22 protein-coding genes are annotated in these 12585 nt (G+C 34.9%); 7 read left to right on the top strand and 15 right to left on the bottom strand.

Annotated features, from left to right (window positions below):
- Positions 1-2 precede the first annotated feature (2 nt).
- From AC4PID_RS01725 to AC4PID_RS01770, 10 genes are all read right to left on the bottom strand, one after another.
- Complete coding sequence (locus AC4PID_RS01725; RefSeq protein WP_492133863.1) at positions 3-206, bottom strand: hypothetical protein; 204 nt, start codon at positions 204-206, stop codon at positions 3-5.
- 7 nt (positions 207-213) lie between these two features.
- Positions 214-369 (bottom strand): hypothetical protein, encoded by a 156-nt coding sequence (locus tag AC4PID_RS01730; RefSeq protein ID WP_492133864.1) that lies wholly within the window; start codon positions 367-369, stop codon positions 214-216.
- A 9-nt stretch (positions 370-378) separates the two neighbouring features.
- Positions 379-549 carry a hypothetical protein gene (locus tag AC4PID_RS01735; RefSeq protein WP_492133865.1) on the bottom strand — a complete coding sequence of 57 codons (171 nt, stop codon included), beginning with the start codon at positions 547-549 and terminating at the stop codon, positions 379-381.
- Positions 546-884, bottom strand: coding sequence for a hypothetical protein (locus AC4PID_RS01740; protein ID WP_492133866.1), 339 nt, complete (start codon positions 882-884; stop codon positions 546-548). Before AC4PID_RS01740 ends, AC4PID_RS01735 begins: the two co-directional genes overlap by 4 nt.
- The gene (locus AC4PID_RS01745; protein WP_492133867.1) at positions 877-1125 is read right to left on the bottom strand and encodes a hypothetical protein; all 249 of its coding nucleotides are present in this window, start codon (positions 1123-1125) and stop codon (positions 877-879) included. Before AC4PID_RS01745 ends, AC4PID_RS01740 begins: the two co-directional genes overlap by 8 nt.
- A complete protein-coding gene (locus tag AC4PID_RS01750; RefSeq protein ID WP_492133868.1) occupies positions 1085-1717 on the bottom strand; it encodes a hypothetical protein in 633 nt (210 codons plus the stop codon). The genes AC4PID_RS01745 and AC4PID_RS01750 overlap by 41 nt, the downstream gene beginning before the upstream one ends.
- 150 nt (positions 1718-1867) lie before the next feature.
- Entirely contained in the window at positions 1868-2671 is an 804-nt protein-coding gene (locus AC4PID_RS01755) for a hypothetical protein (protein WP_492133869.1), read from the bottom strand.
- A 183-nt stretch (positions 2672-2854) separates the two neighbouring features.
- The gene (locus AC4PID_RS01760; protein WP_492133870.1) at positions 2855-3109 is read right to left on the bottom strand and encodes a hypothetical protein; all 255 of its coding nucleotides are present in this window, start codon (positions 3107-3109) and stop codon (positions 2855-2857) included.
- A gap of 276 nt (positions 3110-3385) precedes the next feature.
- The gene (locus AC4PID_RS01765; RefSeq protein WP_492133871.1) at positions 3386-3553 is read right to left on the bottom strand and encodes a hypothetical protein; all 168 of its coding nucleotides are present in this window, start codon (positions 3551-3553) and stop codon (positions 3386-3388) included.
- Between the two features lie 23 nt (positions 3554-3576).
- Entirely contained in the window at positions 3577-3882 is a 306-nt protein-coding gene (locus AC4PID_RS01770; protein ID WP_492133872.1) for a hypothetical protein, read from the bottom strand.
- A 75-nt stretch (positions 3883-3957) separates the two neighbouring features.
- Between AC4PID_RS01770 and AC4PID_RS01775 the strand changes: the two genes are divergently transcribed.
- Entirely contained in the window at positions 3958-4629 is a 672-nt protein-coding gene (locus AC4PID_RS01775) for a hypothetical protein (RefSeq protein WP_492133873.1), read from the top strand.
- Between the two features lie 56 nt (positions 4630-4685).
- On the opposite strand, the gene AC4PID_RS01780 is transcribed toward AC4PID_RS01775, so the two are convergent.
- Positions 4686-4844: a hypothetical protein gene (locus AC4PID_RS01780; protein ID WP_492133874.1), complete on the bottom strand. Its 159-nt coding sequence runs from the start codon at positions 4842-4844 to the stop codon at positions 4686-4688.
- Positions 4845-4967: 123 nt separating this feature from the next.
- Here AC4PID_RS01780 and AC4PID_RS01785 point away from each other — a divergent pair, with 123 nt between their 5' ends.
- The gene (locus AC4PID_RS01785; protein ID WP_492133875.1) at positions 4968-5501 is read left to right on the top strand and encodes a hypothetical protein; all 534 of its coding nucleotides are present in this window, start codon (positions 4968-4970) and stop codon (positions 5499-5501) included.
- Between the two features lie 224 nt (positions 5502-5725).
- Here AC4PID_RS01785 and AC4PID_RS01790 read toward each other — a convergent pair whose 3' ends face one another.
- On the bottom strand, positions 5726-5944 hold the full coding sequence (locus AC4PID_RS01790; RefSeq protein WP_492133876.1) for a helix-turn-helix domain-containing protein: 219 nt from the start codon (positions 5942-5944) through the stop codon (positions 5726-5728).
- A 156-nt stretch (positions 5945-6100) separates the two neighbouring features.
- Here AC4PID_RS01790 and AC4PID_RS01795 point away from each other — a divergent pair, with 156 nt between their 5' ends.
- From AC4PID_RS01795 to AC4PID_RS01815, 5 genes are all read left to right on the top strand, one after another.
- Positions 6101-6448, top strand: coding sequence for a helix-turn-helix domain-containing protein (locus AC4PID_RS01795; RefSeq protein ID WP_492133877.1), 348 nt, complete (start codon positions 6101-6103; stop codon positions 6446-6448).
- A gap of 3 nt (positions 6449-6451) precedes the next feature.
- A complete protein-coding gene (locus tag AC4PID_RS01800; RefSeq protein ID WP_492133878.1) occupies positions 6452-6622 on the top strand; it encodes a hypothetical protein in 171 nt (56 codons plus the stop codon).
- Positions 6623-6630: 8 nt separating this feature from the next.
- Entirely contained in the window at positions 6631-7098 is a 468-nt protein-coding gene (locus AC4PID_RS01805) for an ImmA/IrrE family metallo-endopeptidase (RefSeq protein WP_492133879.1), read from the top strand.
- Positions 7099-7106: 8 nt separating this feature from the next.
- A complete protein-coding gene (locus tag AC4PID_RS01810) occupies positions 7107-7805 on the top strand; it encodes an Rv1352/Rv1906c domain-containing protein (RefSeq protein WP_492133880.1) in 699 nt (232 codons plus the stop codon).
- Between the two features lie 186 nt (positions 7806-7991).
- Entirely contained in the window at positions 7992-9653 is a 1662-nt protein-coding gene (locus AC4PID_RS01815; protein WP_492133881.1) for a recombinase family protein, read from the top strand.
- Positions 9654-9722: 69 nt separating this feature from the next.
- Here the strand turns inward: AC4PID_RS01815 and AC4PID_RS01820 are convergent, their stop codons facing one another.
- The 3 genes from AC4PID_RS01820 to AC4PID_RS01830 all read right to left on the bottom strand — a co-directional run bounded on the left by AC4PID_RS01820 (position 9723) and on the right by AC4PID_RS01830 (position 12559).
- Positions 9723-9884 (bottom strand): hypothetical protein, encoded by a 162-nt coding sequence (locus tag AC4PID_RS01820; protein WP_492133882.1) that lies wholly within the window; start codon positions 9882-9884, stop codon positions 9723-9725.
- Positions 9885-10089: 205 nt separating this feature from the next.
- Positions 10090-10788, bottom strand: a complete 699-nt coding sequence (locus AC4PID_RS01825; protein ID WP_492133883.1) for a hypothetical protein — start codon at positions 10786-10788, stop codon at positions 10090-10092.
- Between the two features lie 55 nt (positions 10789-10843).
- Positions 10844-12559 carry a DUF6273 domain-containing protein gene (locus AC4PID_RS01830; protein WP_492133884.1) on the bottom strand — a complete coding sequence of 572 codons (1716 nt, stop codon included), beginning with the start codon at positions 12557-12559 and terminating at the stop codon, positions 10844-10846.
- Positions 12560-12585: the final 26 nt, after the last annotated feature.

A 12585-nucleotide genomic window follows, 5' to 3' on the forward strand; every position in this document is an offset into this window, starting at 1 on the left:
TCCTATTTTCGCCACTCTCCAGTAGCTATAGTATATTTACCGGCTTTGAAAGGTAGTTCATTTGAAGTTAATAGCTGCGTCCTTTCCCATTTTGAATCTGATACTTTTTTATCTAGTTCAATTAAGTCGCTTAACCGCTGCTTCACTATGTCAAAATCTTCATCTTGGAAGATGACCTTCTTCGCCTCTAAAATTTGATAGCACATATGTCACCTACCCTTTTAATCTCATGTGACCTTTTCCACCACACGGACATACATCTAAAAGATAAGTTACTTCTGGTGTTGATTTTTTTTCATCTACTGGCATGGGTTTCTTACAAGTCTTGCAAACATATTCCATGCAGTATTTTGGATCTGGTTTCTTCATGATTCCTCCCTATAAAATCACAATTTTTTCTTCGCACAAATCGTTTGAGTCAACTTTTGAATTAAATGCTACGCTTTGAATTTCAACTTTTGTTTTGTCATTAAAAACCTCTAACTCATCTGGATCATCAGCTTTGTCAATTAAAGCATTTAAATATTCAACAAGTACTTTCGCTTTCATGATTCCTCCCACAAATAGTTTCTTCCGAATATGGCCATGAAGCTTAAGTTCGGAAAGTCTATAATGAATTTTCTTTGCATTAACTTTTGTAAAAATTGATTGTATTCTTGAGTTGGATCCGTTTGGACCTCTTCGTGACAAGTCAAACAAAGCGGTACCTGTAATCCATATTTGATAGATAGTGATCGATACTTTGCACCCATTAATGGTTCATGCATCGTTATTGGTACCACGATAGCCGATGCTTTGCACTTAAAACACTCTGATTTTGAGAAGCTGATTTGTTCAGGCTCATCATCGAAGTACTGAAATGCCTCTAAATTAAAATCAGTCATGCGGATTGATATTCTTAACAAGTGTCCAGTTCTCTTCGATCCACACTAGCCATCTTTTGTCTATATCATCCCATTCCTCTAACTTTTGATTGACTTGTCTCTGTTCCTCTTCAAGTGCCTTAATGGCCATGGTCTGTTTGATATAGAGTGTTTCTTCAAGAGCAGCCTTTTGTGCCTCTAAAATCTTAAGTTCTTCTCTGCTATCCTGTAGCTCGCTCCACTTGAGTGTAATCAGGACCATAAGGATTAATATGATAAATATCGCTAGAATATTTACTCGAGTACTTTTTCTTTTCATGTGGCCTCCTACATCTTTTATAGTCGTTATCATTTACTTCTGTTTCAAACTCAGTACCATCTTTAAACAGTACGCATTTTGCGCCATCCCATGTATAGGATTCGATATATCCACTAGCGCCCTCATGTGGTCCTGAGACTATCATCACATAATCGGTTGTTGCATCACCTTTCAATGGCTCTGGCTTTAGATTCAGGATAGAGATGTATTCTCTTGGCTTATATTCATCAATTAAGCCTAAATCGGAAAGATGCTTAAGTTTGAGTCTTAGAGTGCTTCCTGATAAACCAAGTCTCTTTTCTAAATCACGCATTTTTATACCTGGTCGATATAATATGAGCAATAGCTGCTCATCCTCTGTCAAAAGCATTTGTCGCGGGTAGATTTCAATCGATGTTAATACCTTTTTAATATGAATTTGCTTCTTACCAGTGAGCTCGCTCAGTTCCGATATGGTTGGCATGCGTTTATTCTTTAAGTCAAACTCTCTAATAATATTTGACAGTTGCTTTTGTTGTGGTGTTTCTTTTTTCATGATTTGCCTCTTTCTTTAGATAGACGCAACTTGGAATAATCACTTTGGGATCCACGAACGTGCATTTCGATTCACACACATGTGAATGATTACATGTTATGCAGCAGTTATCCCCACACTTTGCGCCTTTAGGTTCTGGGTAGGTGCATTTCATCCTGTATCCTTTCTTAATCTCAATAAGATGTGATAGCCACCTGTTATCATGTTGAATTTCATCTGGACTCCATAATCAGGATCCGTTAATGACCATCCTGGATATTTTTTCTTCCAGTAGTCTTTTTCAATATCGCCTCTTGCAATTCGATCTATCTGGCCACGAGTGTATTTTCTATCAGCTGGTGGCATCTCAACTGGTTTTTTTAGATTAAGGCTAGGACTCCATTTCCGTTTTGAGCTATCACGTTTTGAAAGATACATTGCTAATCCAATGAGACCATTCTGATCGGGTTCAAGATGCCTTACGTTTGTACGTCCGATTTTCTTTCCTTTTTTCTGACCTTTCTCACGCTTGTGTCTCCAAAGGTCCTCTAATTGATCTCTGCTCAACTCTCCATCGATTATGAGATGATGATGGATGTGTTTTGGTCTACCTTCACGATCAATATCATATTCAAGTACTGTGATATATCTCGCTGATTGAAGTCCGAGTTTCTTTCGCTGATAATTAACCTTTCTAATATAGTTCTTAATATTTTTCTCAGCTTCTTCAATAGTTGATGGATGGTTCTCTATTGAATAAGAGAAATATCCATGTAGATCTTTATCAGTGAAGTTTGCATTTAGTAGTTGGCCAAAGTATCGTTTTGATTTTTTATCGTTTAGATTTTTCTGCTTAGGAAGAGAGATATTTTTCCTCTTCCCCCTCTTTCTTTTTTTATGATCATCATTACAAGGATAGATATCTATTTCCTGGTAACTACTTCCGCATAGTGTTCGTTTTTCTCTTATGAACATTCAGCATCCCCTTGGTTGAGTTTTTAATACCTATAACGAGGGCGATTAAGCCTCTCGAACTGTGTCGTTTATTGACTTCTGACGATGAATGCCTTATAATGGAAATAACAGTAAAAGCATTTTTGTCCGTCAGATGAAAATGAATCTAAAAGCACAACGTTCCCGCGTTAGTGCTTTTTTCTTTTAATGTCCTCCTTCCTCAAATCGATGCATTTTGAGATCACTTATTACTTGCTCAGATGTTTGTTTTGTCTTACCAAATATTGGTTTACCTTCTGCTTTTCTTTTTTCTGCAACTTCAATGATTTTTTCGATTTCATCTAAAGTTAGAATGGTTGAGAATTTCTTTACATCATCTACAACTTTTGAAGGTTTCTTGCATAGTATTACAGTTGTCTGTTCTTGAATCACTGGTGGTTGGTTTTGATTCACTTCCATTTAATTTGCTCCTTTCTTCATTTCTTGATTGAATCATCAAATCCCATACGATGTGATATGCTTTTAAATAGCCTCTAATTAAATGTTCTTTTTCTTGTTGATTATATGATTCACTATTATTAGCCGCTTCAATGTTGTACATTACTAGAAAAGCTAATTCTCCATACTTGATACTTCGAGATCCTCTACGAACTAAGCACATCGTTTCACTCAGCATTAATTCGCAGGCATCGTTTTCAAGCTTCTTTAAACTTAAATCTTTTCCCATGATTCCTCCTAATACGAGTGTACTTTGGGTTCTAGAACATTAATTGGTACTAAATCGCCTGAGCATACAGGGCACGCTTTTACTTCAATGATTTTATATTCAAATTGTCTGTGGCATCCCAAACATACATGTGTTGGCTTTTTTCTTGGTTTTTTCGTCTTGTTATGGTTTCTCATACACTGCTCCTTCATTTTAAGGATTATGAGTTTTTTATTTTTCTTTGTAGTTTGTTAATAGGTTCTATGTTTATTCCATAGTTTTTAGCAATAACGCAGAGTTTTTGACGTTCTTCTTCACTAGTGTTTTCTCTAGGAATGAGCAGCTGCCACAATGGATGCTTTGGTAATTTATCAAGTGCATCATTTAATTGATCAACCGAATAAACGCCTAAATTATTAGCTTGCTTCCACAAGTTGCTTAGCAGCTTTTCTTTTTCCTCTTCTGAAAGCTTTGAAAAACTTTGCTGAATATTATATTCGTGAAGTTCATCAATTATAGTTACCATTTTGACCTCCTTTCTTGAAATTGTTCTTATTGGTTCAAATGATTTATGATATATTAATTTAAAAAGGAGAAAATCATGCCAAACAATCATAAGATTCATGAACTTTATCACAGAGGAAATCGAATTTACCCTCGAATTGAACTTCCCGAAGCTTGTCCCCATTGTGGCCAAGAACAAATCCCTTTGTTTGCTTCTCAAGTACAACTGACTACTACAGGGAATAATCAGTCTGTTACTATTAATTTCAAATGTGTAAATTCTGATTGTTTAAAGAACTTTCTAGTTTTTTATGAGAATGAGAATCCTTTAAACAACACAGTGCCTAAAATCATACATATTCATCCACCTGAGAAAAACGCGACTTTCTCAGAAGCTATTACTTCTATTTCAGAAAGATTTGTTGATTCCTATAACCAAGCCTTATCAGCAGAGAACCTTGGTCATATAGACTTAGCTGGTTCAGGATATAGAAACTCTATTGAAATACTAATAAAAGATTTTGCAATAAATTTTCTTGAGAACCCTAGTGATGAAGTTGAAAGAAAAAAATTATTTGATTCTATAAACGCTTATCTTCCAGATGAAAAACTGAGGACCTCTGCAAACGTAGTCAGATTACTAGGAAATGATTACACTCATTACCAAAGACGTTATTCTGATATTGATTTAAATACTTTGAAAAGATATCTTGATATTTTTGTTAAACAAATCGAACTTGAATACGACTTAAAAAATATTCCAGTCTAATCAAAATAGTTTTACTTAAAGCCAGTGATGTTTCGCTGGCTTTATCCATTTAACATTTACTCGGTTGATTTAAGTGGATCAATCTCTACTACAAAACAACCTTCCTTTGACCAGTATTGAGTAACAATTCTCAGCGGACTTTCAGAACTTCCTCCACCTCTTTGAACTGAGATTCTTATCAACTCTACTATTTGAACTTCTCTAACTTCTGGCATATAGCACCTCCTTTCTTAATGTATTAGGCTGAGGTTAATCAACCTAGAAACACTATTTATTACCATAACCTTTCACTTTGCTTTCCATTTTGTTACAATGAAAATAAAAAAAGGAGTCGGATTATGAAAATAATTCTCTTAATATTTGCTTTGATACTTTATAAATTTGCAACTAATCTAATCCTGTTGATTCAAATGAAACGTATTCAAAATGAGTTCTTTCTATTTGTTAATGGAAAGAACGATCCAATGACTCAAAAAAGAACTCTTTTTAAAAAGTTAATTAACCGTGCTGATATCAAAGATGCTTTTTTACCTACAGTCGCAAATATGGGTTATGGCCAGTTAGCCTCATATAAAGCATCTGTTATAGATAATTTTCCAAATCTTCAAGTCGATCACGTAAAGACATCGCTTGATATGATGGATGATGCTATAGGAGTTTTTAGATCTCGTTGCTTTGAAACTTTTAATCCATTCTTCTGGATTGAGACTTTAATTTTTCTTCCTAAATCAATTTTTTCTTATCTAGGCGTTAAAGCTGAATCCATTTTCATTAAGCTGTTTCAACTTATATATTGGCTCTTACTCCCCCTCATTTACTTTTTCAGGGAGTCTATAAATAATTTGATAATCAATTTGATCAATAAGCTTTAATAGTTTTTTTGTAACTCTTAAATACTTCATTGGATTTAATAATGCATCCTTAGAAATTTTTTCATGATACAGCATTGTATTTTTGATTACTTCACCTTTTAAATGAACACCTGAATCTAATCTAATCAGGTCTTTGTCTCTTAAGATCTCTTTGTCTTGATAGTTAATCTTTATCTCCTCCTTTCTTATGTATTAGGCTGAGGTTAGTCAGCCAATGTCGCACGTCACGCGACATATTGGGTAAAAAAAATTCCCAGTACTTCATCTTTATTCAATTTTAGTGACTTGCATATCTTGTCTGTTTCTTTAATTGTAAATCCATCACCTTCTCCAGCAAGCTTTCTATAGAACGTACTTTTATCAATGCTTACAAGTTTAGAAAAGCTTTCAACGTTATATCCTGATTCCTCAATTTTCTTTTTTAGTTTGTTAGTGTCAACCATACTACCTCCGAACGAATTCGCATGACGTGCGATTAACTTAATTATACTCCCCCTTTTTGTTGTGTCAACACTTTTTTCGCATATTTGCAAAATATTTTGTTGCACATTTGCGAAAACAGTAGTATATTTATTTTATAAGTTATAAGAGGTGATTTGATGACTATTGGAGAACGCATACGGAAAAGACGTAAGGAACTAGGTCTTACAGTTGAACAATTGGCTGAGAAGTTAAATAAAAATAGAGCTACTATATATCGCTATGAAAGTGATGAAATTGAGAATATGTCTATCTCAGTTCTAGAACCTTTAGCAAAAGCTCTATATTGTACCCCTACATATCTAATGGGATGGGATGATGACGAGCCAGTTTCTAAAGATGAATTTGAAGATAACGAAATAAGAGCAATTGCCGCTCATGCTGCTGGCAATCTAAGTGAAGAATCAATAAAAAAAATCATTGCCTTTGCTAAATTCATCAAAGCTCAAGAAGAAGATGGAGAGTAAATTATGATAATTACTACTCAAAGATTGTTAGAACTCGGGCTTTCTGAAGAAGATATGCAAATTTATAGTAGAATGTATTTAAATACTACTGACGAAGATATTTCTGACGAAGAACTCCGAATTATCATTAATTTAGTCAAGAGAATTAAAGAAGATAAGCAAGAAAGAGAATGAGGTAATTGATGATAGATAGTCTGTATCAAATCATCGATGATAACAAAATTAAACTAAAAGAATGTGATTTAAAAAAACTCGATCCAGTTCTTAAAGGATTGTACTTTGACAATGTAATTTTGTTAGATCATCGAATCGAAACATCAGCTGAACTAAATAGCATATTAGCTGAAGAAATTGGCCATTATTTTACTACTACAAGTAACATTCTAGACACTAAAGATTTACATAAAGAAAAAGAAGAAGAAAAAGCCCACCGTTGGGCTGTTCAACATTTGATTACTCCATTCAAGTTAATTGATGCCTATAAAGATGGAGTTTGTAATAGATTTGAATTAGCTGAGTACTTAAATGTGACTGAGGAGTTCATTGAAAACTCAATACCGCTTTTAAAGAAGTTATATGGTGATTCAATTGCCATTAACGAATATATTATCCACTTTGATCCATTGTGGGTATACAAATCATTTTATTAGGAGGAAATATGAAAGAAAAAGTTAAAAAACCTTTTTACAAGAAGTGGTGGTTCATTTTAATTGTCGTTATTTTAATTTTTGGCGCTATTGGATCTACTCTTGAAGATGAATCAACAGCAGAGGTTCAAGCAACTACCGCTACAGATAATACTGCTGAAACTACAGTCGCAATCGAAACCACAGTGGAAGAAACTACTGAAGTTACAACAGAAGCTTCAAATACATATTCAGATGGTATGTATAAAGTTGGAACAGATATTGATCCAGGTATATATAAAGTAAATGTATCCGGTATTCTCGGTATGGCTTATGTAGAAAGAGCAAAAGATTCATCAATGCAATTTGATTCAATAATTGCAAATCTAGTTTTGACTGGCGATGGCTATGTTGAAATTCTAGATTCTGATGCTTTCGTAAAAATTACAGGAGCTCAACTTGAACCTTTTGACATTAATTCTGCTGAGTCAAATTATTCTAGCGAATATGAAGATGGCATGTATTTGGTTGGAATTGATATCGAGCCAGGTGAGTATAAAGTTGAAGTAACTGATACTGTAACTAAAATGGGATATGTTGAAAGATTAAATAGCGCTACCTATAACTTTGAATCAATCATTGCAAACAATGTTATTCAAGGCCAATCTTATATGACTATAAAAGATACAGACTTTGCAGTCCGCATACAAGGAGTTAAAATAAGTAAATAAATAAAAAAACGCCCCCAGTGTTGGCGCACCGAGGACGTTTAAAGATATACAGACCAAGGTGGTCAATGCATACCGTCTATCAAACTCAGTATAGCATTAAACCACCTTTGTTTCAAGTCGCGGGTGTACTTCGCCCATTTGAACAAGGTGGTATTTTTATGCCTCCAATTCTTATTAGGAGATCATATGAAAAAATGTGCTATTTATATTAGGGTTAGTACCACTCATCAGATCGATAAGGATTCTTTGCCTTTTCAGAAAAATGAGCTTGTTAACTATTGTAAGTACGCTTTAAATATCAATAATTTTGAAGTGTTCGAAGATGCTGGTTATTCTGGAAAAGATACCGATCGTCCTGGTTATCAAAACATGATCACTCGAGTAAAGCAACGCGAGTTCACTCACCTTCTGATTTGGAAGCTTGATAGAATTTCTCGTAACCTTCTCGACTTTGCTGCTATGTATGAAATGCTTAAAAAATATGATGTAACTTTTATCTCTCGGTCAGAACAGTTTGATACATCATCCGCTATGGGTGAAGCAATGCTTAAAATCATCCTTGTATTCGCAGAACTTGAAAGAAAACTTACTGCTGAGCGTGTTTATTCCATTATGCTTTCAAGAGCAGAAAAAGGCAAATGGAATGGTGCTAATGTTCCCTTTGGTTATGTATGGGATGATGAGACTAAGTTCCCTAAACCTGATCCAATTGAATCCGAATATGTAATTGCAATTTTTAATAAATATCTTGAAACCAGATCAGCTCTGTCTGTCTCAAAATATTTGTCAAAGAATCATATTCAAACTAAACGCGGTGGCAAATGGGGAAGCAAGACAGTTTGTGATATCATTAGAAATCCGTTTTACAAAGGAACTTACCGCTATAATTACCGCAGTAGTGCTCGTGGTCAAAAGAAAAAAGAAGATGAATGGATTATAGTTGACGATAATCATGTAGCCATAATTCCAAAAGAAACTTGGGATATGTGCAATGCGATAATGGATAAAAATGCAGAAAGAAATTCAGCTTCGTTTAGAGAAAAAAGTCATATTCACATATTTTCTAAAAAGCTTGTTTGTTCTTCATGTGGATCTATATTAATTGCTAGTTTAGATCGGCCAAGAAAAGACGGATACACACCATCAAAGTATGTATGTAAAAGTAAATCAATAGGCTCAGGATGTGATCAAAAAATGATAAGTGAAATAACTCTTGGTCCATTTATCATTAACTATCTTTCTAACCTATATAAATCTTTTCAAGCTGATATTATGGTATCGCTTGATTCACTTGAAAAGCAATTGCTTAGCGGACCGATTTTCGATGATGTACATTCTATCTCTTATGGCTTAGAAGAAACACTTCGTATAATCAAAGAGTCTGAATCTTATAGTTTTACCAATAGTAATTCTCATGTCAGCAAAAAACCTAAGAAAGCTATTGATACTAATTCTAATCATAATGAGATCAATAAACTTAAAAGGGCACTTGAAAGATTAGAAAATTTATACCTTTTCGATGATGAGTCATTGAGCGAGAAAGACTATCTTGTAAAAAGAAAAATTATTTCTGATAAGTTAGATGGTTTGTTGAAATTATCAAGAAAAGAAATCAAACCACATCAAAATCTGACTGATATCTTATTAAGTCAACTTTCAGAATATCTTTTTTTAACGAAGTTCACTCAGTCTAGTCCGATCAACTTTAGAGAAATAGATCTACCTGAAAATAAGCAACTTATAAAGAATTTTATAGAATCCACTATTGATTCGGTTGTAATTAAAGATGGTCGAGTTAATAAAATAATATTTCACCAAGGAATCACTCATGAATTCCAATACAAATAAAAGACCTCTAAATGAGGCCTTTGCTATGTTCTGCTAATTATTTTATATGTATTTAAATATCGTGTTTAGTCAGTTCATCTGACACCCATAAGTAACAATAATCGCCTTCTTACGGTGCTGAAGCTCTGTATAATGCGCCTCGTTGAGGTTTCTAATGTTTCTGATATGCTCATCGTTGTTTTCTAATATCGTCTCCATTGATTCGATATTGAGTGTTTCTCTCTTAGACATGTGTTTCTCCTAACCTTCTATTCAATCTCATTTTACGGGCATATAGCCACTCGCCCTACTCTCTATATCAGCCTTCGGCCTCTTTACGGTAAATCGTGCACCGCCTTCCAACGTCAAAATCGCACGAAAAAAAGGGGAAAATTTCCCCTTCTAATTATAACAATTTTCACTTTGAAAACAAACCATTAATTTGTGAACAGTTAAATCATATGTCTTTCCCATTATTATTTTCAAAAGTTGTAAAATTCAACTGCATATGATAACTCCCAAATTGCAATGTATCTTCAGCAATCTCTTCTGTGTCAAAAACATTATAAACGACGAACTCAATTTCTTGATTATAAGTCACTGAATTTAAAACATTGTTTTCAAAGTTTTGCATATATACCCGTATCATTGGATTCCCACCAACGATTCCATCACTTGAATCCGCACTTTGAGAACTGTATTTGCCAACAAACTGAATGGCTTTATCTATTGGTTGTGTCGTTGCCCTTACACCTTCATACTCAGGAAAACAATAATAAATTGCGATGACATCAGTTGGTACATTGATAATGATTACATCGGTTGAATTCTGTGCAAAATATGCAAGCAATTGCTCATAACCCGTTTTTTTGACCATATATAGGGTGACAACTTTATCCGCAACATTCTTATATTTTTCTTGAAAGTTGTAATCGTCTTGAAGATTAATATCGAATGAAGTATCAAAACTGACGCGATTAATAATTTGACTTTTTTCATCAGGATTAATGTTCAGTAGGTTTAGAACTGAGACGTCTTCGCTGTTATATCCCAACTCATAATCCACCCTAAGCTTCTTCACAATCATAATCGTCAATATGCAAATCATAAATACCAATAAAACTCTCATTAAAATATCTCTTTGCTTGTTAGACAACTTTTCCTCCCCATCTCTATGCGGTTCCCTGTGCGAACACAACTTTTAAACACACTTACTCATATAAAAGCCCAATCCCGATCCCTGCAAAATCGGATGGATGTCGAATGACCCATTGCTTTTCGGTTAGATAGACCTTAATCTTATCAAACTGACGTTTCTCAAACCATGTTGCTATTTCAGTTTTAAAATTTAAAGTCGCTTCATTTGGAATCGGTAGACCGTTTTCATCCAGTAGCATCCCAACCATTGCTTCCTCACGCGTCTGAACCAGATGCGTTCCTTGCATGACACCAGCTACCTCCTTGGCAAATTCTACAACACGATAATCCCCAGGAAAAACAACACGGTTGCCACCTGACAACAAGGTGTTCAGTGTTTCCTCAAGCTCTTTTGCACTTGATTCTACGTTAATCTTCTTAGCCAACGTTTCTGTGATATTTTCTCCTTTATCGTTAATGACGATCAAGCCATTATTCCCACTTTTATTATTACTATTCTCACTTGAGCTGGTTTTACTCAATAGGATTAATCGATTCATTTGTACCTGTTTGTCCTGTGTATATGGCAGCACAACCACATCCAAATCTGCTGTAGCAGACTTAGACTTGCTAAGATTAATAACCGAGATGATGCCGACGACCGCTAACACCATTACGATTAGTTTTATCTTGCCTTTCTTACCGATGAAAAGTAATAAGAATAAGATTGCAAATACCACTATGCCTATCCCCATTAAAATCCTAGAAGATACAACTGTTTGTGTTAACGATGCGTCCATCTGCATACGAGAAGAATCGTTTAACACCATCGTCGAAGGCGCTTGGATCACAGCATTTGCTGTTTTTTCAAAATTGCCATTTTCATCAAGGTGCGTTATAACATATGGAAGGCTCGCTGAGCCATCTCCTGATTTTATTAGCTCAAGTAAAGTGTCCTTGTTTAGCTTCATAACTGGCACAACACCTGCATGTGAGGCATTTGCAATTTCATAGCCGATTTCGCCACCGTCGTCTACGGTTTTTACCGCATGGGTCGCATAAGGATTATCTACGCCTTCATTTGTCCAGATGGCAAATGTTTTACCCATCTTAAGATTTTTTTCAGCACTGAAGCTAAGGGTTACTGTATTCTTAACCACATCCTCAGTTGGTAACATTAACGGATAGAACTGCTCACTACTAAGTATCTCTAAATATTCATCTGCACTTAAAAGATAAACTCGATCTTTTACAACTGCAGTCTGATCCTTATTTCCTGTTTTGACAGCGTGTTCACTTACGATTATTGCTCTAAACAGTTTTTCATCCATATTTGTACTATGTAAAAAGCCATTTTCATATGCATAAGCGTTTTCGCCATTGAAAACATGCTCTGCATTAGGCGCTGCACCTGTCCAAGCGATTTGGACTGAAGTTGAGTTTAACCAATCTCTAAGACTTGAAGTTGACCATTGGTTAGAGCCATAATAATAAGCATAGCTATAAAAGTCGTCTTTAGCGCCATCATCTCCAGCCGCATCAAACGCCTTAACACTCAATATGTATTTTGATATCAATACGGGATTCCCATCGTCAAACTTATAAATTTGCCACTCTATTGGGTGCCCATTGTAGGTTCCTAGAAACAATCGATCACCGATCTCTAGGTTTACCTTATCCGCTGCAAAGCCGGGAGACGTGACCATCTGACTTATCATAAGTAGAATCGCTGTTACACATATAATTATGCTTTTATGAAAGTGTCTTTTTCGCTTATCGATCCGATTCATTTCTAACGTCCTCCTAAGTTTTCTTT

This window comes from Fusibacter sp. QWL-12, from assembly GCF_058683495.1.